The following is a 20,625-nucleotide window of genomic DNA, read 5'->3' on the forward strand; positions in this document are numbered from 1 at the left end:
CCGTTACGGACACAATGGGGGGATGAGCGACAGTCCAGCCCCCCTCGCCGACCCCCACCTCGTCTACGACCCCGTGGCGGGCGACGGCCCCAAGGACGTGGTGATCCTCGGCTCCACCGGCTCGATCGGCACCCAGGCCATCGACCTCGTGCTGCGCAACCCCGACCGGTTCCGGGTCACCGCCCTGTCCGCCAACGGCGGCCGGGTCGCCCTCCTCGCCGAGCAGGCGTACCGGCTGAGGGCGCGGACCGTCGCGGTCGCCCGCGAGGACGTCGTACCGGCGCTGCGGGAAGCTCTGACGGCCCAGTACGGCACGGGGGAGCCGCTCCCCGAGATCCTGGCCGGCCCGGACGCGGCCACACAGGTCGCCGCCTCCGACTGCCACACCGTCCTGAACGGCATCACCGGCTCCATCGGCCTCGCGCCCACCCTCGCCGCGCTGGAGGCGGGCCGCACCCTCGCGCTCGCCAACAAGGAGTCCCTCATCGTCGGCGGCCCGCTGGTCAAGGCGCTCGCCAAGCCCGGGCAGATCATCCCGGTCGACTCCGAGCACGCCGCCCTGTTCCAGGCGCTCGCCTCCGGCACGCGGGCGGACGTACGCAAGCTCGTCGTCACCGCGTCCGGCGGCCCCTTCCGCGGCCGCACGAAGGCCGAGCTGGCGAACGTGACGGTCGAGGACGCCCTCGCCCACCCCACCTGGGCCATGGGCCCGGTCATCACGATCAACTCCGCGACCCTGGTCAACAAGGGCCTGGAGGTCATCGAGGCGCACCTGCTCTACGACATTTCCTTCGACCGCATTGAGGTGGTCGTGCATCCCCAGTCGTATGTTCACTCGATGGTTGAGTTCACCGACGGATCCACGATCGCCCAGGCGACGCCCCCCGACATGCGCGGGCCCATCGCCATCGGCCTCGGCTGGCCGGAGCGCGTCCCCGACGCGGCGCCCACGTTCGACTGGAGCAAGGCGTCGACCTGGGAGTTCTTCCCACTCGACAACGACGCGTTCCCGTCGGTCGACCTGGCGCGCCACGTGGGCGAGCTCGCGGGCACGGCCCCCGCGGTGTTCAATGCGGCCAACGAGGAGTGCGTCGAGGCCTTCCGGGCCGGCGCGCTGCCGTTCAACGGGATCATGGAGACCGTGACGCGGGTGGTGGAGGAACACGGCACCCCGCAGGCGGGAACTTCGCTCACCGTCGCGGACGTCCTCGAAGCGGAGAGCTGGGCCCGCAGGCGGGCCCGGGAACTGGCGGTACACACGGCGGAGGCCCGTGCATGACGACCCTGATGTTCATCCTCGGCATAGTGCTGTTCGCGGTCGGGCTGCTCTTCTCGATCGCCTGGCACGAGCTGGGCCACCTGTCCACGGCCAAGCTGTTCGGCATCCGCGTGCCGCAGTACATGGTCGGCTTCGGCCCGACCATCTGGTCGCGGAGGAAGGGCGACACCGAGTACGGCATCAAGGCGATCCCGTTCGGCGGCTACATCCGCATGATCGGCATGTTCCCGCCGGGCCCCGACGGTCGCCTCGAAGCCCGCTCGACCTCACCCTGGCGCGGCATGATCGAGGACGCCCGCTCGGCCGCCTTCGAGGAGCTCAAGCCGGGTGACGAGACCCGCCTCTTCTACACGCGCAAGCCGTGGAAGCGGGTCATCGTGATGTTCGCGGGCCCCTTCATGAACCTCGTCCTCGCGGTGGCCCTGTTCCTCACCGTGCTGATGGGCTTCGGCATCCAGCAGCAGACGACCACCGTGAGCTCGGTCTCCCCGTGTGTCATCGCCCAGACCGAGAAGCGCGAGGAGTGCAAGGCGTCCGACGACAGGTCCCCGGCCGCGGCCGCGGGCATGAAGGCCGGCGACAAGATCGTCTCCTTCGGCGGGGTGCGGACCGAGGACTGGAACACCCTCTCCGACCTCATCCGCGACAGCGCCGGCAAGGAGGTGCCGATCGTCGTCGACCGCAAGGGCGAGCAACTGACCCTGCACGCGAAGATCGCCACCAACTGGGTCGTGCGGAAAGACGCCGGCGGGTCGTACGTCAAGGACGACTACGTCCAGGCCGGCTTCCTCGGCTTCAGCGCCGCCACCGGCGTCGTCAAACAGGACTTCGGCGACTCGGTGACCTGGATGACCGACCGGGTCGGCGACGCCGTCGACTCCCTCGTCGCCCTGCCTTCCAAGATCCCCGCACTGTGGGACGCGGCCTTCGGCGACGGCCCGCGCGAGCCGGACTCCCCGATGGGCATCGTCGGCGCGGCAAGGGTCAGCGGCGAGATCGCCACCCTCGACATCCCGGCCTCACAGCAGCTGGCCACCTTCGTCTTCCTCCTGGCCGGCTTCAACCTCTCCCTGTTCCTGTTCAACATGCTCCCGCTGCTGCCGCTCGACGGCGGCCATATCGCGGGCGCCCTGTGGGAGTCGCTGCGCCGCAACACGGCGAAGGTGCTGCGCCGCCCGGACCCGGGTCCGTTCGATGTGGCGAAGCTGATGCCGGTGGCGTACGTGGTCGCCGGAGTCTTCATCTGCTTCACCCTGCTCGTACTCGTGGCGGACGTGGTTAACCCAGTCAGAATCTCCTAGTCACACGGTGTTCGAGGCGGCCCGGGATGCTGGCGGTCTGGTGGGGTTCGCCCCCCAGTGAGCACAGCATCCCGGGCCGCCTTCCATTGAGTGGGTTTACGGGCCGTGATGTGCTGGGGTGAGGCCCCGTGCCGTAATCTCGAAGCCTGGAGCCCGCTGCTGACGGGACCGGACCTTGATCCACGACTTGGGGTTGCACAGCAGATGACTGCGATTTCTCTCGGCATGCCGTCCGTTCCGACCAAGCTCGCCGAGCGCCGGAAGAGCAGGCAGATCCAGGTCGGGACGGTGGCGGTGGGCGGCGACGCCCCGGTCTCCGTCCAGTCCATGACGACGACCCGTACGTCCGACATCGGCGCCACCTTGCAGCAGATCGCCGAGCTGACGGCGTCGGGCTGCCAGATCGTGCGCGTGGCCTGTCCGACGCAGGACGACGCGGACGCGCTCGCCACGATCGCCCGCAAGTCCCAGATCCCGGTGATCGCGGACATCCACTTCCAGCCGAAGTACGTGTTCGCCGCGATCGAGGCCGGCTGCGCCGCGGTCCGCGTCAACCCCGGCAACATCAAGCAGTTCGACGACAAGGTCAAGGAGATCGCGCGGGCCGCCAAGGACCACGGCACCCCGATCCGCATCGGCGTCAACGCCGGCTCCCTGGACCGGCGCCTGCTCCAGAAGTACGGCAAGGCGACGCCGGAGGCCCTGGTCGAGTCGGCGCTCTGGGAGGCGTCCCTCTTCGAGGAGCACGACTTCCGGGACATCAAGATCTCGGTCAAGCACAACGACCCGGTCATCATGATCGAGGCGTACAAGCAGCTGGCCGCCCAGTGCGACTACCCGCTCCACCTCGGCGTCACCGAGGCGGGCCCGGCGTTCCAGGGCACGATCAAGTCGGCGGTGGCGTTCGGAGCCCTCCTCTCCCAGGGCATCGGCGACACGATCCGCGTGTCCCTGAGCGCGCCCCCGGCCGAGGAAGTGAAGGTCGGCATCCAGATCCTGGAGTCCCTGAACCTCAAGCAGCGCGGCCTGGAAATCGTCTCCTGCCCGTCCTGCGGCCGCGCCCAGGTCGATGTCTACAAGCTGGCCGAAGAGGTCACCGCGGGCCTGACCGGCATGGAGGTCCCGCTCCGCGTCGCCGTCATGGGCTGCGTGGTGAACGGCCCCGGCGAGGCCCGCGAGGCCGACCTCGGCGTCGCCTCCGGCAACGGCAAGGGCCAGATCTTCGTCAAGGGCGAGGTCATCAAGACCGTCCCCGAGTCCAAGATCGTCGAGACCCTCATCGAGGAGGCCATGAAGCTGGCCGAACAGATGGAGGCGGACGGCGTGGCAAGCGGCGAGCCGTCGATTTCGGTGGCGGGCTGACAGGACGCTTCATGGACGCCGGCCGGAGCATCAGCCCGTCCGGCGTCTGAGGACGAGGCCGCACCGTCCCTGGCCCCGCCTACCCACTGGGGGGTGTCCGTACCGCGGTCTCTCTCGGCGTCGGCCCGCATCATCCAGTCATCCAGCCCGTCCGGTGTCCGAGGCCGAGGTGTTGTCACCGTCCCTCGCCCCGCCCAGCCGCTGGGGGTGTCCGGCGCGTTGGTGGCTCTCGGCGTCGGCCCGCATCATCGAGCCTGTCCGGCATTCGAGCCCGTCCGGCAAGCCGTCGGGCGTTCGAGGCCGAGGCCGCACCGCCCCCAGCCCCGTCCACCCGCCGCAGGGCGTCCGTACCGTCGGTCTCTCTCGGCGCCGGTCCGCGGCGTCCAGCCCGTCCGGCGTTTGAGGACGAGGCCCGTTCAGGGCCGAAGCGGGGGTCTGGGGGCCGCAGGCCCCCAGGGGCGGTGCGTCGGCCGACGGTCACATGCAAACGGGCGGCAACCCCCACGGGGCGGCACGGCAAAGCTTCCGCAGGTACAGTGCGGGGATCAGCAGAACCCCAGCGTGAGGCCCCGTACGTGTTGACCCAGACCACCTCACGGGTGCTCGAACCGAGCGACCTGGACGCCGCGCTCGCCGTCCTCGACCGCGAGCCGGTCACGAACGCCTTCGTGACGTCCCGCGTCCAGATCGCCGGCCTCGACCCGTGGCGCCTCGGCGGCGAGATGTGGGGCTGGTACGAGGGCGGCATGCTGACGTCCCTGTGCTACGCGGGCGCCAACCTCGTTCCGATCTGCGCCACCCCGCGAGCGGTACGGGCCTTCGCCGACCGCGCCCGCCGCGCGGGCCGCCGCTGCTCCTCCATCGTCGGCCCCGCCGAACCCACCGCCCAGCTGTGGGGCCTGCTGGAGCCCAGCTGGGGCCCGGCCCGCGACGTCCGCGGCCACCAGCCCCTCATGGTCACCGACCGCATGCCGACCGACATCACCCCGGATCCGTACGTCCGCCGCATCCGCAAGGACGAGATGGAGACGATCATGCCGGCGTGCGTGGCCATGTTCACCGAGGAGGTGGGCGTCTCACCGCTGGCCGGCGACGGCGGCCTCCTCTACCAGGCCCGGGTCGCCGAACTCGTCGGCTCCGGCCGCTCCTTCGCCCGCCTCGACCGCAACGGCAAGGTCGTCTTCAAGGCCGAGATCGGCGCCGCCACCGACCGCGCCTGCCAGATCCAGGGCGTCTGGGTGGCCCCCGAGTACCGGGGCCAGGGCCTGGCAGCCCCCGGAATGGCGGCGGTCCTGCGCTACGCCCTGGCGGACGTGGCCCCGGTGGTGAGCCTGTACGTGAACGACTTCAACACGGCGGCGAGAAGGACGTATCAGCGGGTCGGCTTCCAAGAGGTCGGCGCGTTCATGAGCATCCTGTTCTGAGGGCGTCCCCGTCGAGGGGCAGCCGGGCAACTCCGCCCAAGGCGCGGGGAACTGCGCGCGCAACCACAGACGAGCCGCACCCGGAACACAGCGCGAACCCACCTGTAGGCTCCCCACATGCGCCTTCCCGGTCACGGACACCGCCGCCACGCCGACGACATCGTGATCGGCCCCCTGGACCTGCCGGCCCGTGTGGACGAGGCCCTGGGCGTCCAGGCCGTAGCCTTCGGCCTGGGCCCGGACGAAGTAGCCGTACGCCGTCAAATCGTCCTGCGTCACATGACCTACCCGGGAGCAAGGGCCCTCGGCGCGACCGCAGCGGAGCGCCTCGTCGGATTCGTCTACGGCATGCCCAACGACCGCGCCCACTGGTGGTCCACCATCGTGCAGCCGTACCTCCGGGCCCAGGGCTACGACGACTGGCTCGACAACTCCTTCGTCATCACGGAACTCCACGTCCACCCTCGCTACCAGAACCGAGGCGTGGGCCGCTCCCTGATCACCACGATCACGGACAGCGCCACCGAACCCCGCTCGATCCTCTCGGCGATCGACGTCGAAAGTCCGGCCCGCGGCCTCTACCGCTCCCTCGGCTACCAGGACCTCGCCCGCCAGGTCCTCTTCCCGAGCGCCCCCAAGCCGTACGCCGTGATGGGCGCCCCTCTCCCGCTCCGCCGCCGTTAACCGATTTCCACCGTCCCGTACCGCCCGGCTAACCTCCTGCCATAGACCTCCCCCATCCTCGGCCGCGCTCGAGCGGGGGACCCCCATCCAGCAGGAGTACGAGAACGATGGCGAACGCACCGGTCCAGCGCATGTCCCAGTTGATGGCGAAGACGCTGCGCGACGACCCGGCGGACGCCGAGGTCCTCAGCCACAAGCTGCTCGTCCGGGCCGGCTACGTCCGCCGCACGGCGGCCGGCATCTGGTCCTGGCTGCCCCTCGGCAAGCGGGTCCTCGCCAACGTGGAGCGCATCGTCCGCGAGGAGATGGACGCCATCGGCGCCCAGGAGGTGCTGCTCCCCGCGCTGCTGCCGCGTGAGCCGTACGACGCGACCGGCCGCTGGGACGAGTACGGCCAGGAGCTCTTCCGGCTCAAGGACCGCAAGGGCGGCGACTACCTCCTCGGCCCCACCCACGAGGAGATCTTCACCCTGCTGGTGAAGGACCAGGCGTCCTCCTACAAGGACCTGCCGGTCATCCTCTACCAGATCCAGCACAAGTACCGTGACGAGGCCCGTCCGCGGGCCGGCATCCTGCGCGGCCGCGAGTTCCTGATGAAGGACTCCTACTCCTTCGACACCGAGGACGAGGGTCTCGCGAAGTCCTACGCCCTGCACCGCGAGGCCTACCAGAAGATCTTCGCGCGCCTCGGCCTCGACTACCGCATCTGCGCCGCCACCGCCGGCGCGATGGGCGGCTCCAAGTCGGAGGAGTTCCTCGCCCCGGCCGGCGCCGGCGAGGACACCTTCGCGGACTGCCCCAACTGTGACTTCGCGGCCAACACCGAGGCGATCTCGTACGAGCTGAAGCCGGTGGACGCCGACGGCGTGGCCGCGCTCGAGGAGATCCCCACCCCGGACACCCCGACCATCGAGACCCTCGCCGCTCACCTCGGCGTCCACGCCTCCGCCACCCTCAAGAACCTCCTGGTGAAGGTCGACGGCGAGATCGTGGCGGTCGGCGTCCCCGGCGACCGCGAGGTCGACATGGACAAGGTCGAGGCCCACTTCGCCCCGGCCGTCGTCGAGATGGTCACCGAGGCGGACTTCGCGGGCCGCCCCGACCTGGTCCGCGGCTACGTCGGCCCGCAGGGCCTCGGCGAGAAGGTCAAGTACATCGCCGACCCGCGCGTGGCCCCCGGCACCTCCTGGATCACCGGCGCCAACAAGGACGCCACGCACGCCAAGAACGTCGTGGCCGGCCGTGACTTCGAGGTCGGCGAGTACGTCGACGTCGTGGTCGTCCAGGAGGGCGACCCCTGCCCGAAGTGCGGCACCGGCCTCAAGCTGGACCGCGCCATCGAGATCGGCCACATCTTCCAGCTGGGCCGCAAGTACGCCGACGCCCTCAAGCTCGATGTCCTCGGCCAGAACGGCAAGCCGGTCCGCGTGACCATGGGCTCCTACGGCGTCGGTGTCTCCCGCGCGGTCGCGGCCCTCGCCGAGCAGACCGCCGACGACAAGGGCCTGTGCTGGCCGGCCGAGGTCGCCCCGGCCGACGTCCACGTGGTCGCCGCCGGCAAGGCTCTGCAGACCGAACTCGCCCTCGACGTCTCCGAGAAGCTGTCCGCGGCCGGCCTGCGGGTCCTGTGCGACGACCGGGCGGGTGTCTCGCCGGGCGTGAAGTTCACCGACTCGGAGCTGATCGGCGTACCGCAGATCCTGGTGGCCGGGCGGCGCGCGGCCGAGGGTGTCGTCGAGCTCAAGGACCGCAGGACCGGTGAGCGCGAGGAGCTGACGGTAGACGAGGCGATCGCCCGCCTGACGGCGTAGTCGCGCGGGAGGCGCCTTACAACGCTGTTGAAGGAATCCCTCAGAATCTTCTCCGGGTACCTGAAGGCGCCTCACAGCTTTCCCTCAGGCCGTTCCCCGACCGTAGGACGTGACAGAGCGTCACTGCGGGAGGGGAACGGTTTTGCGTACCAGGGAGCGGGGTGCCGCGACAGCGGTCCGAAGAGGCGCACAACGCACGGCGGCGGCCGCGGCGGATTCGTCCTCCTCGTCCTCGTCCTCCTCCGGCCTGACCGTCGGCAGCGGCTCCGCCGACTCCACCTCGGGGGCGTCGTGATGAGCACGGCCCCGCGTACGACCGCCGCCGCTGACTGGCGTGCCCTCGGCGCGAACGTCCGGCTCGTCGTCACCGACCCGGCACTGCTGGACTCCTGCGACCTGCTCCTGGCCCGGCACCTGGCCGAGGTCGACGCCACCTGCAGCCGCTTCCGTACGGACTCGGAACTCGCCGCCCTCGACGACGCGGCGGGCCGCCCGGTCCGGGTCAGTCCCCTGCTCGCCGAGGCCCTGGCGGTCGCCCTGCGCGCGGCCGAGACGACGGACGGCGCCGTCGACCCGACGGTCGGCTCGGCGATGGACGCGGTCGGCTACGACCGTGACTTCACCCTGGTCCGCGAGGACGACCGTCCGGTACGGCTGAGGGTGCGGCGTGCTCCCGGCCGGCGTCAGGTGCGGCTGGACCGGGAGACGGGCACGGTCGCCGTCCCGGCCGGCGTCCGTCTCGACCTCGGCGCCACGGCCAAGGCCTGGGCGGCCGACAAGGCTGCCGCGATGCTCGCCGAAGCGGCCGGCTGCGGGGTGCTCGTGAGCCTCGGCGGCGACACGGCCGTCGCGGGCGAACCCCCGGCGGGCGGCTGCCAGATCCGCGTCCAGGACGTCACGGGCCCGGTCGACGAGACGCCCGCGCAAGGGCCGTACGCCACCGTGGGCCTGCACAGCGGCGGCCTCGCCACCTCGGGCACGGGGGCCCGCAACTGGCGCCGCGGCGGCCACGCCCTCCACCACATCGTCGACCCGCGCACCGGCCTGCCCGTCCGCTCGCCCTGGCGCACCGTCTCGGTCGCCGCGGCCACCTGCGCGGACGCCAACGCGGCCAGTACGGCGGCCCTGGTAAAAGGCGCGGACGCGGAGCCCTGGCTGGCGCGGCTGGGACTTCCGGCACGGCTGGTCACCCAGGACGGGACCGTGGTCACGACACCGGGCTGGCCGGCCCCCGCCGCCTCCGACCTGGAGGCAGCCGCGTGACCTCCGAAACCCTCTGGTACGCCAACCGGGCCACCGGCGCCGTCTGCCTGGTCCTGTTCACGGTCGTCGTCCTGCTCGGCATCGCGGTACGCCTGCGCGGCAGGATCCTCGGCCTGCCCCGCTTCGGCACCGTCTCCCTGCACCGCGCTCTCTCCCTCTGGGCCACCGCGTTCCTGGCACTGCACATCGCGTGCGCGGTGTTCGACAGCTACGTCGGCATCACCGCCCTCGACGTCCTCGTCCCCTTCGCCTCCGCCTACCAGCCCCTGTGGCTGGGCCTGGGCACGGTCGCCTTCGACCTGATGCTCGCGGTCCTGGTCACCAGCCTGCTGCGGGAACGCGTCGGCCACCGCACCTGGCGGGCCGTGCACCGGCTGGCGTACGCCTCCTGGCCGGTCGCCCTGATCCACGGCGTCGGCATCGGCACGGACACCGGCACCGACTGGATGACCTGGCTGACCGTCGCTTGCGTGGCCGTCGTGGTCGCCGCCTGCGGCATCCGCGTCGCCCACGCCGCCCGTGCCGCCCGCCGCACCCCCGCCGCCCTGCTCCGCACGGCCGAAGGAGCCCGACCATGACCATGACCTTCACCGACGTCCACATGGCCCCCCGGATGCTCGCCCCCGGCGGCACCCCGGCCGACCTCCCCACGCACGAACAGCGCTACGGCCCGCTGCCGCACGGCGACCCCGACGGCCTCCTGCGCGCAGTCGCCGAGTCCGGCCTCACCGGTCGCGGGGGGAGCGGCGTTCCCGGTGTACCGCAAGCTGCTGTCGGTGGCCGAGGCGGGCCGGTGTACGGGCCGCACGCCGGTCGTCGTGGCCAATGGCGCCGAGGGCGAACCCGCGAGCCGCAAGGACAGGACCCTGCTGCGCCTGTCACCCCATCTCGTCCTGGACGGCCTGCAGTTGGCCGCCGTCGTGGTCGGCGCGGGGGAGGCCCACCTGGCGGTGGAGGACGGCGCCGCGTCCTACCTGGACTCGGCCCTGACCCAGCGGCACGGCTACCGGGTGCCCGTCCGGGTCGTACGGCTCCCCGAACGGTTCCTGTCGGGCGAGTCCTCGGCCCTCGTCCGGTACGTCTCGGGAGGCGCCGCCCTGCCCACGCACCAGAGCCCGCCGGTCCGTGAACGCGGCGTCCACCGGGCCCCGACCCTGGTCCAGAACGTCGAGACCCTCGCCCACCTCGCCCTGATCGCCCGCTACGGCGCCGACTGGTTCCGCTCCGCCGGCACCCCGGCCCAGCCGGGCAGCATGCTGTGCACGGTCCATGTTCCGGGACACGAACCCCGGGTCGTGGAAGCCCCGTTCGGCCTGCCGCTGCACCGTCTGCTGCCCCTCGACGGCATGTCGGCCGCCCTGCTCGGCGGCTACCACGGCACCTGGATCCCGACCGCCGAGGCATCACAACTCACCCTGGGCCCGGCTCACTTGGGTGCTGGAGTCCTCGCCGCCCTCCCCGTCGACCGCTGCGGCCTCGCCGAAACCGCCCGTGTGCTGCGCTACCTGGCCCTGCAGTCGGCCGGTCAGTGCGGCCCCTGCCTCAACGGCCTGCCGCGCATCGCCGCCGCCTTCGCCGCCCCTGGCGTCGGCCGCCCCCGGCCCCCAGGGCAGCACCCGCGCCGACGTAGCCCGCTGGGCCGGCTTGGTCGAGGGCCGCGGCGCCTGCCACCACCCCGACGGCACGGTCCGTCTGGTCCGCAGCGCCCTGACCACGTTCAGTGACGAACTCGACGCCCACGCAAGCGGATTGTGCACCGCGACCGACCGCACGCCCCTGCTGCCCGTACCCCAGGAGACCTGAAATGGACGCAGCGGCCGACTGTCCGGTCCTGGCTCTCAAGCTGGCGGCGAGGGGCACCCTCTGAAGGGGCGCGGGGAACCCTCAAAGCCACCCGGCGAACTCCAGCAGCAACTCGGCGTCCTTGGGCCGCCCCACCCTGAGCGCCCGCACCCCGGACTCCACGGCCCGGAACAACGTCCACCCCCGCAACCGCTCCTGATCCACCTCCAGCGACTCCGCAAGCCGCTTCACCCGCCGCCGGGTAGTCGCCGCCCCCGAAGGCGAGGCAATCAGATCCTCCACCCGGTCCCGCACCAGCCGAGCCAGATCGAACGCGCACTCACCCACCACCGGATCCGGCCCCACCGCCAGCCACGGCATCCGCTCCCCGGCCAGCACCTTGCTCTGCCGAAACGTCCCGTGCAGCAACCGCCGCTCAGGCGGCGCGGCCAACAGCTCCTCGCGGGCCGCGAGCGCGGCATCGACCAGCACGGCCACCCCGGCTTGCGCCGACGCGGTCGTCCGCATCGCCTGCGCCTGCCGCCCGGTCCGCTCTGCCACCGTCTCGAAGGGGTGCTCGGCCGGGGGTTCCACCCACAGCCGCCGCAACGTCCCCGCCGCTTCCAGCAGCGCCTTCGCCTCCGGCAGCGACCGCACCGACAGATCCGGATGCAGCCGTTCCAGCAGCAGCACACCCTCGGTCGTGAAGGGCTCCAGCAGCTGTACGGTGCCCAGACCGCCCCAGTGCGCGAGCGCCGCCCGCTCGCCCTCCGGACGGGCCCGGGAGGGGGCCAGCTTCAGCACGGCGGGGGTCCCGTCAGGGCGCCGCACCAGGACCACCAGGCTGCTGCGGCCGCCCGGCATCTGCACCCGCTCAACGGTCAACTCGCGTAGCGAAACGGCCTGGTGGGCCGCCTCCGGCAGCTTCTCCAGCCAGTCGTCACCCTCCGGTGCCGTCTCACCGAGCGCCCTGACCAGCCGCTGCGGCGGTTCGAAAGCCATGCGCGAGTTGTTCCCTTCCCGTATCCCGTACGTGTTCCCCGGCCTTGGTCACGCCGTGGGCGCCGCCGATGCCGACCCGGTGGCCGCCCGCTCGGCGAGCCCAGGGAAGGCTACGCTCTCGCCCCGCCAGCGCACCGCCCGCACCGCGGCCTCCCGCAGCGCCTCGGCGGCCGTACCCCGCAACTCACCCTCGGTTGCCCGCACCAGGTCGGAGTACACCCCGGCCACTCGGTCCTCCAGTTCCGCGGCGAGCCGCACAGCCGTGGCGGAGTCCTGCACCGGGAACGGCAGCGCGTACGCGGCGCTCGCGGCGGTCGGCTCGGCGCCCAGGTCGCGCACCTCGCGCGCCAGTGCGTCCCGCCGCGCCCGGTGCGCGTCGTACGCCGAGCGTGCCTCGGAGCGCCGTCCCTCGCGGATCCGGCCGCCGACGACGCCGTATCCGTACACCGCCGCGTGCTCGGCGGTGAGCGCCGCCTGCAGCGCCGTCAGCTGCTGCTTCTTCTTCTTCTTCTTCGCGTCGCTCATTTGGCCCCCTCCGTCAGCAGATACGCGTGCGCGGCCCCGGCCGCGGCCACCGAGGCCAGCAGCCGCGCCAGCTCGCCCGGCACGTCCAGCAGCGCCTTGGCCCGCCGGTCCGCGAGCGCCCGCTCGGTGGCGGCGAGGTCGGCGACGGCCTCCTTCTCGTCGAGCGGCACGGCGGCCGACGGTGACGCGGAAGGCGACGGCGAACCGGAAGGCGACGGCGACGCGGAAGGTGACGCACTGTCCGAGGCCTTCGGACCGCCTCCGAACGCCTCCACATGCCGTACGGCCGCCGCCCGCAGCGGCCCCACCAGCTCCGCCAGCGCCGGATGGGCGGCGAGCACCGCGTCGTACCGCTCGACCAGCCCCGCGCTGTCCCGGGCCGCACGCGCGCGTGCCCGTTCGGCGACCGACGGACTGCCGCTCGTGCCGCCGTCCGAGTCGTCGGACCCGGACGAGCAGCCGGCCAGCAGGGCGGCCCCGGCGGCAGAGGCGAGCAACGTTCTTCTGCGCGGCCCCGAGGGGGAGCGCGGCGGCGAGGGGTACGGCACGGCAGTCGTCCTCGGGGAACTCGTACGAAGCAGCTGCGAAAGCGGTTACGAAGGCAGCTACGGAATCAGCGGGCCGCAGGCCCGTGATCACCGTACCCGCGCAACCGGACGGCACCACTCATCGGCACCGCCCGAGCCCAGGTGGACGGCAACAGCCCTCGCGACCGGATACCCTTTGACCAGACACGCGCCCCATCCCACAACAGCACACGCGGCCGAGGAGTCACCCGGATGAGCACCACCCAGAGCGAGAGGCTGCGAGAACTGCTCGAACCGCTCGTCACCTCCCAGGGCCTGGATCTCGAAGAGATCGCGGTGGACTCGGTCGGACGCAAGCGAGTGCTGCGCGTCGTCGTCGACTCCGACACCGGGGCGGACCTGGACCAGATCGCCGATGTGAGCCGTGCGCTCTCGGCGAAGCTCGACGAGACGGACGCGATGGGCGAGGGCGAGTACACCCTCGAGGTCGGCACCCCGGGCGCGGAGCGCCTCCTCACGGAACACCGGCACTACGTACGGGCCGTCGACCGGCTGGTGAAGTTCCAACTGGCCGAGGGCGGCGAGCTGGTGGCCAGGATCCTGAAGGTCGACGACGAAGGCCTCGACCTCGAAGTGCCCGGAGTGAAGGGCCGCAGGCCCACCTCCCGCAGACTCGGCTTCCCGGAGATCGACAAGGCGCGCGTGCAGGTCGAGTTCAGCCGCAAGGACAGCAAGAACGAGAAGGAAGAGGAGGCGTAGCCGTGGACATCGACATGAGTGCCCTGCGGGGCTTGGTGCGGGAGAAGGAGATCTCCTTCCCCCTGCTGGTCGAGGCGATCGAGTCGGCCCTCCTCATCGCCTACCACCGCACCGAGGGAAGCCGCCGCCACGCGCGCGTGGAGCTGAACCGGGAGACCGGCCATGTGACCGTGTGGGCGAAGGAGGATCCCGAGGACCTCGAGGAGGGCCAGGAGGCCCGCGAGTTCGACGACACCCCGTCCGGCTTCGGCCGTATCGCCGCCACCACCGCCAAGCAGGTCATCCTGCAGCGGCTGCGCGACGCTGAGGACGACGCGACGCTCGGCGAGTACGCGGGGCGTGAGGGTGACATCGTCACCGGCGTGGTCCAGCAGGGCCGCGACCCGAAGAACGTGCTCGTGGACATCGGTAAGCTGGAGGCCATCCTCCCGGTGCAGGAGCAGGTCCCGGGCGAGACCTACCCGCACGGCATGCGGATCCGGTCGTACGTCGTCCGAGTGGCGAAGGGTGTCCGTGGCCCGTCCGTCACCCTGTCGCGCACGCACCCCAATCTGGTGAAGAAGCTCTTCGCGCTGGAGGTGCCGGAGATCGCCGACGGTTCCGTCGAGATCGCCGCCATCGCCCGCGAGGCAGGTCACCGCACGAAGATCGCCGTCCGGTCCACCCGCAGCGGCCTGAACGCCAAGGGCGCCTGTATCGGCCCCATGGGCGGACGTGTGCGCAATGTCATGGGCGAGCTGAGCGGCGAGAAGATCGACATCGTCGACTGGTCGGACGACCCGGCCGAGATGGTGGCGAACGCGCTGTCGCCGGCCCGGGTCTCCAAGGTGGAGGTCGTGGACATGGCGGCCCGCTCGGCGCGCGTGACCGTGCCCGACTACCAGCTGTCGCTGGCGATCGGCAAGGAAGGGCAGAACGCCCGGCTCGCGGCCCGGCTCACCGGCTGGCGGATCGACATCCGTCCGGACACCGAGCAGGCCGGGGAATAGATCCCGGCCGCAAGGCGCTCAGATCACGTCAGGTTACTGCGCGGCAACTGTTCGAATCCTGCCCCGAAGGGGTGAGGTCGCTACGGGGAGGTAGACTTAAGAGTGTCTGGCCGGACACGCGTCCGCGCATGCCCTGAACGCACCTGTGTGGGGTGCCGGGAGCGAGCGGCCAAGGCTGATCTGCTGCGCATCGTGGCGATCGAGGACGAATGCGTCCCCGATCATCGCGGTACGCTGCCCGGCCGGGGTGCGTACGTACACCCCGCACTGGTCTGTCTCGACCAGGCGGTACGCCGCCGGGCGTTCACGCGGGCGTTGCGCGCCCCGGGAGCGCTCGACATTAAGGCGTTGCGCCAGTACGTCGAGCAGACAACAGTTGCTGAGCAGGCAACACCGTAAGAAGCGTCGTGCGGAACCCCCGCGCGGCCCAGGTACCCCGCGAGTTGGAAGTAGGTCGAGATTGCGATGAGCACTCGATGAGCACGCGATGAGTACGCCCATGAAGTAGCGACGGTCCGGACGCAACCCGGACCTAAAAGGAGCGAAGTGGCTAAGGTCCGGGTATACGAACTCGCCAAGGAGTTCGGGGTTGAGAGCAAGGTCGTCATGGCCAAGCTCCAAGAACTCGGTGAATTCGTCCGTTCGGCGTCTTCGACCATCGAAGCGCCCGTCGTCCGTAAGCTGACGGACGCCCTCCAGCAGGGCAACGGAGGCGGCAAGTCCGCCCCCGCACGCAAGGCCGCCCCGGCGAAGCCGGCGGCCCCCTCTCCCGCGCAGGCCGCCCGTCCGGCCGCCCCGCGCCCGCCGGCCCCCAAGCCGGCTGCCGCCGAGAAGCCCGCGGCTCCCGCCGCGCCGGCCGCTCCCGGCCCCCGTCCCACTCCGGGCCCGAAGCCCGCGCCGCGGCCTGCCCCGGCGTCCCCGGCTCCGACCACGCCCGAGTTCACGGCACCCCCGTCGGCTCCCGCCGCACCCGCCGCCTCTCAGGGCCAGGGCCAGGGCCAGAGCCAGGGCTCCGGCCCGCGTCCGGGCGCCCCGCGTCCGGCCGGCCAGGCGCCGCGTCCCGGCGCTCCGCGTCCGGGCGGCCCCGGCCAGGGCGGCCAGGGCCGTGGTGACCGCGGCGACCGTCCAGGCGCTCCGCGTCAGGGCGGCGGCGCCCCGCGTCCCGGTGCCCGTCCGGCCGGTCCCCGTCCGGGCAACAACCCGTTCACCTCTGGTGGCTCCACCGGCATGGCGCGCCCGCAGGCGCCCCGTCCGGGCGGTGCCCCGCGTCCCGGCGGCCCGGGTGGCGCCGGTGCTCCCGGCGGCGCTCCGCGTCCGCAGGGCCAGGGCGGTCCCCGTCCCCAGGCTCCGGGCGGCGCACGTCCCACGCCGGGCGGAATGCCCCGTCCGCAGGGCGGCGGTCCGCGTCCCGGCGGCGGCGCCGGCGGCCCGCGTCCCGGCGGCGGCCCCGGCGGTCCGCGTCCGAACCCCGGCATGATGCCGCAGCGTCCTGCTGCCGGCCCGCGTCCCGGGGGCGGTGGCCCCGGTGGCCGTGGTCCCGGTGGCGGCGGTCGTCCCGGTGGTGGCGGCGGCGGTCGCCCGGGTGGCGGCGGCGGCTTCGCCGGTCGTCCCGGTGGCGGCGGTGGCGGCGGCTTCGCCGGTCGTCCCGGCGGTCCCGGTGGCGGCGGTGGCGGTTTCGCCGGTCGTCCGGGTGGTCCCGGCGGTGGCGGCGGTGGCCGTCCCGGCTTCGGTGGTCGTCCCGGCGGTCCCGGTGGCCGTGGTGGCACGCAGGGTGCCTTCGGCCGTCCCGGCGGTCCCGCGCGTCGCGGTCGCAAGTCGAAGCGGCAGAGGCGCCAGGAGTACGAGGCCATGCAGGCCCCGTCGGTCGGCGGCGTGATGCTGCCTCGCGGCAACGGACAGACCGTCCGCCTGTCGCGCGGTGCGTCGCTCACCGACTTCGCGGAGAAGATCAACGCCAACCCGGCGTCGCTCGTCGCCGTGATGATGAACCTCGGCGAGATGGTCACTGCCACGCAGTCCGTCTCCGACGAGACCCTCCAGCTGCTCGCCGGCGAGATGAACTACATCGTCGAGATCGTCAGCCCGGAGGAGGAGGACCGCGAGCTGCTCGAGTCCTTCGACATCGAGTTCGGCGAGGACGAGGGCGGCGAGGAATTCCTCATGCCGCGTCCGCCGGTCGTGACCGTCATGGGTCACGTCGACCACGGTAAGACCCGACTGCTGGACACCATCCGCAAGACGAACGTCGTCGCGGGCGAGGCCGGCGGTATCACGCAGCACATCGGTGCGTACCAGGTCCGTACCCAGGTCAACGGCGAAGAGCGCGGGATCACCTTCATCGACACCCCGGGTCACGAGGCGTTCACCGCCATGCGTGCCCGTGGTGCGAAGTCGACCGACATCGCGATCCTGGTCGTCGCGGCCAACGACGGCGTCATGCCGCAGACGGTCGAGGCGCTCAACCACGCCAAGGCGGCCGACGTCCCGATCGTCGTCGCGGTCAACAAGATCGACGTCGAGGGCGCCGACCCGACCAAGGTGCGCGGTCAGCTGACCGAGTACGGCCTCGTGGCCGAGGAGTACGGCGGCGACACGATGTTCGTCGACATCTCCGCCAAGCAGGGTCTGAACATCGACTCCCTGCTGGAGGCCGTGGTCCTGACCGCGGACGCCTCGCTCGACCTGCGGGCCAACCCGGAGCAGGACGCGCAAGGTATTGCGATCGAGTCCCACCTCGACCGTGGTCGCGGTGCCGTCTCGACCGTCCTCGTCCAGCGAGGCACGCTGCGTATCGGCGACACGATGGTGGTCGGCGACGCGTACGGCCGCGTCCGGGCGATGCTCGACGACAACGGCAACAACGTCGAGGAAGCGGGTCCGTCGACCCCCGTCCTCGTCCTGGGTCTCACCAACGTCCCGGGCGCCGGCGACAACTTCCTGGTCGTCGACGAGGACCGTACGGCGCGTCAGATCGCCGAGAAGCGCGCGGCGCGTGAGCGCAACGCCAACTTCGCCCGCCGGGGTGTCCGGTTCTCCCTGGAGAACCTGGACGAGGCCCTCAAGGCCGGTCTGGTGCAGGAACTCAACCTCATCATCAAGGGCGACGCGTCCGGTTCGGTGGAGGCTCTCGAGTCCTCGCTGCTCCAGCTCGACGTCGGCGAAGAGGTCGACATCCGCGTCCTGCACCGCGGTGTGGGTGCGGTCACCGAGTCGGACATCGACCTGGCGACCGGCTCCGACGCCATCGTCATCGGCTTCAACGTCCGCGCTGCGGGCCGCGCGGCGCAGATGGCGGAGCGCGAGGGCGTCGACGTCCGGTACTACTCGGTGATCTACCAGGCCATCGAGGAGATCGAGGCGGCCCTCAAGGGCATGCTCAAGCCGGAGTACGAGGAGGTCGAGCTCGGCACGGCGGAGATCCGCGAGGTCTTCAAGTCGTCCAAGCTGGGCAACATCGCCGGTGTCCTGGTCCGCTCGGGCGAGGTCAAGCGCAACACGAAGGCTCGACTCGTCCGCGACGGCAAGGTCATCGCGGAGAGCCTCAACATCTCCGGCCTGCGTCGCTTCAAGGACGACGTCACCGAGATCCGCGAAGGGTTCGAGGGCGGTATCAACCTCGGCAACTTCAACGACATCAAGGTCGACGACGTCATCGCGACGTACGAGATGCGTGAGAAGCCGCGGGCGTAACAGCCCAAGGTCTGTGCTGGCCGGCGGGACTTCGGTCCCGTCGGCCAGCACGCCGTTTGCGGAGCGTGTCCGATCGGCATCCAGGCGCCGGGTTCCCCGGTCCACGGAGCGTAATATCCGTCGATCGGCCCGGCCCCTTCGATGTACGGTTCTGATGTCCCTGGCCGCACGGCCGGCAGGACCATCGATCCCGTACCGGCGGGTGAACCGGTTGCACACATGTACGTGGGGACGCTGTCCTTCGACCTGCTCCTCGGCGACGTACGGTCGCTGAAGGAGAAGCGCTCCGTCGTCCGCCCGATCGTCGCCGAGCTTCAGCGCAAATACGCGGTGAGCGCGGCCGAGGTGGACCACATGGACCTCTATCGGCGGGCCGGGATCGGCATCGCCATGGTGTCCGGCGACGCCGGGCACCTCACTGACGTACTGGATCGGTGCGAACGGCTGGTCGCCGGGCGTCCCGAAGTGGAACTGCTGTCGGTACGGCGGCGCTTCCACGGTGACCACGACGACTGACGACCAACAGCCAAGAACGTAGAAGAAGAAAGAACGGGAGACGGACCAGTGGCCGACAACGCGCGGGCGAAAAGGCTGGCGGACCTCATCCGAGAGGTGGTGGCCCAGAAGCTGCTGCGCGGGATCAAGGACCCGCGGCTCGGCTCGCATGTCACCATCACGGACACCCGGGTCACAGGTGACCTGCGGGAGGCGACCGTCTTCTACACGGTGTACGGGGACGACGAGGAGCGGGCGGACGCGGCCGCCGGCCTGGAGAGCGCCAAGGGCGTGCTCCGGTCGGCCGTCGGGGCGGCCGCGGGTGTGAAGTTCACGCCGACCCTCACCTTCGTCGCCGACGCCCTGCCGGACACCGCCCGGACCATCGATGACCTCCTCGACAAGGCGCGCCAGTCCGACGAGAAGGTGCGCGAGGTGTCCGCGGGCGCGAAGTACGCCGGTGAGGCCGACCCGTACCGCAAGCCGGGCGACGACGAAGAGTCGGACAGCGCCGCCGAGACGGACGGCGACACCGCGGAATGACGCAGAAGCACACCACGCCCGACGGCCTTGTCATCGTCGACAAGCCGTCGGGCTTCACTTCGCACGACGTGGTCGCCAAGATGCGCGGCATCGCACGCACCCGCCGCGTCGGGCACGCCGGCACCCTCGACCCCATGGCGACGGGCGTCCTCGTCCTCGGCGTCGAGAAGGCGACCAAGCTCCTCGGTCACCTGGCCCTGACCGAGAAGGAGTACCTCGGCACCGTCCGCCTGGGCCAGACCACGGTCACCGACGACGCCGAGGGCGAGATCACGGGATCGTCCGACGCCTCGAAGGTCACCCGCGAGGCCATCGACGCCGGGATCGCCAAGCTGAGCGGCGACATCATGCAGGTGCCGTCCAAGGTCAGCGCCATCAAGATCGACGGCGTGCGTTCCTACAAGCGGGCGCGGGACGGCGAGGACTTCGAGATCCCGGCGCGGCCGGTCACCGTCTCGTCCTTCTCGGTGTACGACGTCCGGGACGCCGTCGCCGACGACGGCACCGCGGTCCTCGACCTGGTCGTGTCGGTGGTCTGCTCCTCCGGTACGTACATCCGTGCCCTGGCCCGTGACCTCGGCGCCGACCTGGGCGTCGGCGGCCATCTCACGGCGCTGCGCCGCACCCGCGTCGGCCCCTACAAGCTGGACGCCGCCAAGACCCTGGACCAGCTCCAGCAGGAGCTGACCGTGATGCCGATCGCCGAGGCCGCCGCGGCCGCGTTCCCGCGCTGGGACGTGGATGTCAGGCGCGCCCGGCTGCTCACGAACGGGGTCCGTCTCGACATGCCCGACGAGTACGCGGGCTCCGGCCCCGTCGCCGTCTTCGACCCCGAGGGCCGCTTCCTGGCGCTCGTGGAGCAGCACAAGGGCAAGGCGAAGAGCCTCGCCATCTTCGGCTGAGGGGCCGCCTGTGGGGCCGGCTGAGGCGCTCGGCCTCCGGCCCCCTTCGCGTCTCCGCCCGTGGAGCGGCGGTCACGGGGTAGTCCTCTGCCCGCCGCTCCACGGTCCCCCTCGGTTCCCCCACCCCTAGGGTGTATCCAGCGACCCCCGCCTGTTCACCCGTCCGTGCAGGCGCTCGGAGTGAACCGAGGGAGCGGAAGGGGGCGCGTTCGCCGCGCGAGCTGTCCTGCTGATCACATCGCGCCTACCGTCGAAAAAACAGGGCGCGGGCGTATGGGCGTGTGGAC

The 20,625-nt window shown here is 71.5% G+C and carries 19 protein-coding genes; 16 read left to right on the forward strand and 3 right to left on the reverse strand.

Features of this window, described 5'->3' with window-relative positions; translation table 11 throughout:
• Positions 1–22: 22 nt before the first annotated feature.
• From dxr to AB5J49_RS34150, 9 genes are all read left to right on the forward strand, one after another.
• On the forward strand, positions 23–1,279 hold the full coding sequence (gene dxr, locus AB5J49_RS34110) for a 1-deoxy-D-xylulose-5-phosphate reductoisomerase (RefSeq protein WP_369172701.1): 1,257 nt from the start codon (positions 23–25) through the stop codon (positions 1,277–1,279).
• A gap of 8 nt (positions 1,280–1,287) precedes the next feature.
• Positions 1,288–2,580, forward strand: a complete 1,293-nt coding sequence (locus AB5J49_RS34115; RefSeq protein ID WP_369175354.1) for an RIP metalloprotease — start codon at positions 1,288–1,290, stop codon at positions 2,578–2,580.
• A gap of 204 nt (positions 2,581–2,784) precedes the next feature.
• Positions 2,785–3,942 carry a flavodoxin-dependent (E)-4-hydroxy-3-methylbut-2-enyl-diphosphate synthase gene (gene ispG, locus AB5J49_RS34120; RefSeq protein ID WP_369172702.1) on the forward strand — a complete coding sequence of 386 codons (1,158 nt, stop codon included), beginning with the start codon at positions 2,785–2,787 and terminating at the stop codon, positions 3,940–3,942.
• 575 nt (positions 3,943–4,517) lie between these two features.
• A complete protein-coding gene (locus tag AB5J49_RS34125; RefSeq protein WP_369172703.1) occupies positions 4,518–5,366 on the forward strand; it encodes a GNAT family N-acetyltransferase in 849 nt (282 codons plus the stop codon).
• Between the two features lie 117 nt (positions 5,367–5,483).
• A complete protein-coding gene (locus tag AB5J49_RS34130) occupies positions 5,484–6,050 on the forward strand; it encodes a GNAT family N-acetyltransferase (RefSeq protein ID WP_369172704.1) in 567 nt (188 codons plus the stop codon).
• 107 nt (positions 6,051–6,157) lie between these two features.
• Positions 6,158–7,861: a proline--tRNA ligase gene (locus AB5J49_RS34135; RefSeq protein WP_369172705.1), complete on the forward strand. Its 1,704-nt coding sequence runs from the start codon at positions 6,158–6,160 to the stop codon at positions 7,859–7,861.
• Positions 7,862–8,155: 294 nt separating this feature from the next.
• Complete coding sequence (locus AB5J49_RS34140) at positions 8,156–9,124, forward strand: FAD:protein FMN transferase (RefSeq protein ID WP_369172706.1); 969 nt, start codon at positions 8,156–8,158, stop codon at positions 9,122–9,124.
• Positions 9,121–9,702, forward strand: coding sequence for a ferric reductase-like transmembrane domain-containing protein (locus AB5J49_RS34145; protein ID WP_369172707.1), 582 nt, complete (start codon positions 9,121–9,123; stop codon positions 9,700–9,702). The genes AB5J49_RS34140 and AB5J49_RS34145 overlap by 4 nt, the downstream gene beginning before the upstream one ends.
• A gap of 177 nt (positions 9,703–9,879) precedes the next feature.
• A complete protein-coding gene (locus tag AB5J49_RS34150; protein ID WP_369172708.1) occupies positions 9,880–10,848 on the forward strand; it encodes a hypothetical protein in 969 nt (322 codons plus the stop codon).
• 160 nt (positions 10,849–11,008) lie between these two features.
• On the opposite strand, the gene AB5J49_RS34155 is transcribed toward AB5J49_RS34150, so the two are convergent.
• Genes AB5J49_RS34155 through AB5J49_RS34165 form a run of 3 tightly spaced genes read right to left on the reverse strand, consistent with a single transcriptional unit; the run spans position 11,009 to position 12,981 of the window.
• Positions 11,009–11,908: an aminoglycoside phosphotransferase family protein gene (locus AB5J49_RS34155; RefSeq protein ID WP_369172709.1), complete on the reverse strand. Its 900-nt coding sequence runs from the start codon at positions 11,906–11,908 to the stop codon at positions 11,009–11,011.
• 48 nt (positions 11,909–11,956) lie between these two features.
• Positions 11,957–12,433 carry a ferritin-like domain-containing protein gene (locus AB5J49_RS34160; RefSeq protein ID WP_369172710.1) on the reverse strand — a complete coding sequence of 159 codons (477 nt, stop codon included), beginning with the start codon at positions 12,431–12,433 and terminating at the stop codon, positions 11,957–11,959.
• A complete protein-coding gene (locus AB5J49_RS34165; RefSeq protein WP_369172711.1) occupies positions 12,430–12,981 on the reverse strand; it encodes a hypothetical protein in 552 nt (183 codons plus the stop codon). The genes AB5J49_RS34160 and AB5J49_RS34165 overlap by 4 nt, the downstream gene beginning before the upstream one ends.
• Before the next feature lie 231 nt (positions 12,982–13,212).
• On the opposite strand from AB5J49_RS34165, the gene rimP reads away from it, so the two are divergent.
• The 7 genes from rimP (at position 13,213) to truB (ending at position 20,338) form a co-directional block, all read left to right on the forward strand.
• Positions 13,213–13,719 carry a ribosome maturation factor RimP gene (gene rimP, locus AB5J49_RS34170; protein ID WP_369172712.1) on the forward strand — a complete coding sequence of 169 codons (507 nt, stop codon included), beginning with the start codon at positions 13,213–13,215 and terminating at the stop codon, positions 13,717–13,719.
• A 2-nt stretch (positions 13,720–13,721) separates the two neighbouring features.
• On the forward strand, positions 13,722–14,708 hold the full coding sequence (gene nusA, locus AB5J49_RS34175; protein ID WP_369172713.1) for a transcription termination factor NusA: 987 nt from the start codon (positions 13,722–13,724) through the stop codon (positions 14,706–14,708).
• 102 nt (positions 14,709–14,810) lie between these two features.
• The gene (locus tag AB5J49_RS34180) at positions 14,811–15,107 is read left to right on the forward strand and encodes a YlxR family protein (protein WP_369172714.1); all 297 of its coding nucleotides are present in this window, start codon (positions 14,811–14,813) and stop codon (positions 15,105–15,107) included.
• A gap of 147 nt (positions 15,108–15,254) precedes the next feature.
• Positions 15,255–18,398 carry a translation initiation factor IF-2 gene (gene infB, locus AB5J49_RS34185; RefSeq protein ID WP_369172715.1) on the forward strand — a complete coding sequence of 1,048 codons (3,144 nt, stop codon included), beginning with the start codon at positions 15,255–15,257 and terminating at the stop codon, positions 18,396–18,398.
• A 219-nt stretch (positions 18,399–18,617) separates the two neighbouring features.
• Complete coding sequence (locus AB5J49_RS34190) at positions 18,618–18,914, forward strand: DUF503 family protein (RefSeq protein WP_019755573.1); 297 nt, start codon at positions 18,618–18,620, stop codon at positions 18,912–18,914.
• Positions 18,915–18,962: 48 nt separating this feature from the next.
• Complete coding sequence (gene rbfA, locus AB5J49_RS34195) at positions 18,963–19,436, forward strand: 30S ribosome-binding factor RbfA (protein ID WP_369172716.1); 474 nt, start codon at positions 18,963–18,965, stop codon at positions 19,434–19,436.
• Positions 19,433–20,338, forward strand: a complete 906-nt coding sequence (truB, locus tag AB5J49_RS34200; RefSeq protein ID WP_369172717.1) for a tRNA pseudouridine(55) synthase TruB — start codon at positions 19,433–19,435, stop codon at positions 20,336–20,338. The genes rbfA and truB overlap by 4 nt, the downstream gene beginning before the upstream one ends.
• The last annotated feature ends 287 nt before the right edge of the window (positions 20,339–20,625 follow it).

This window comes from Streptomyces sp. R28 (assembly GCF_041052385.1).
Classification (GTDB): domain Bacteria; phylum Actinomycetota; class Actinomycetes; order Streptomycetales; family Streptomycetaceae; genus Streptomyces.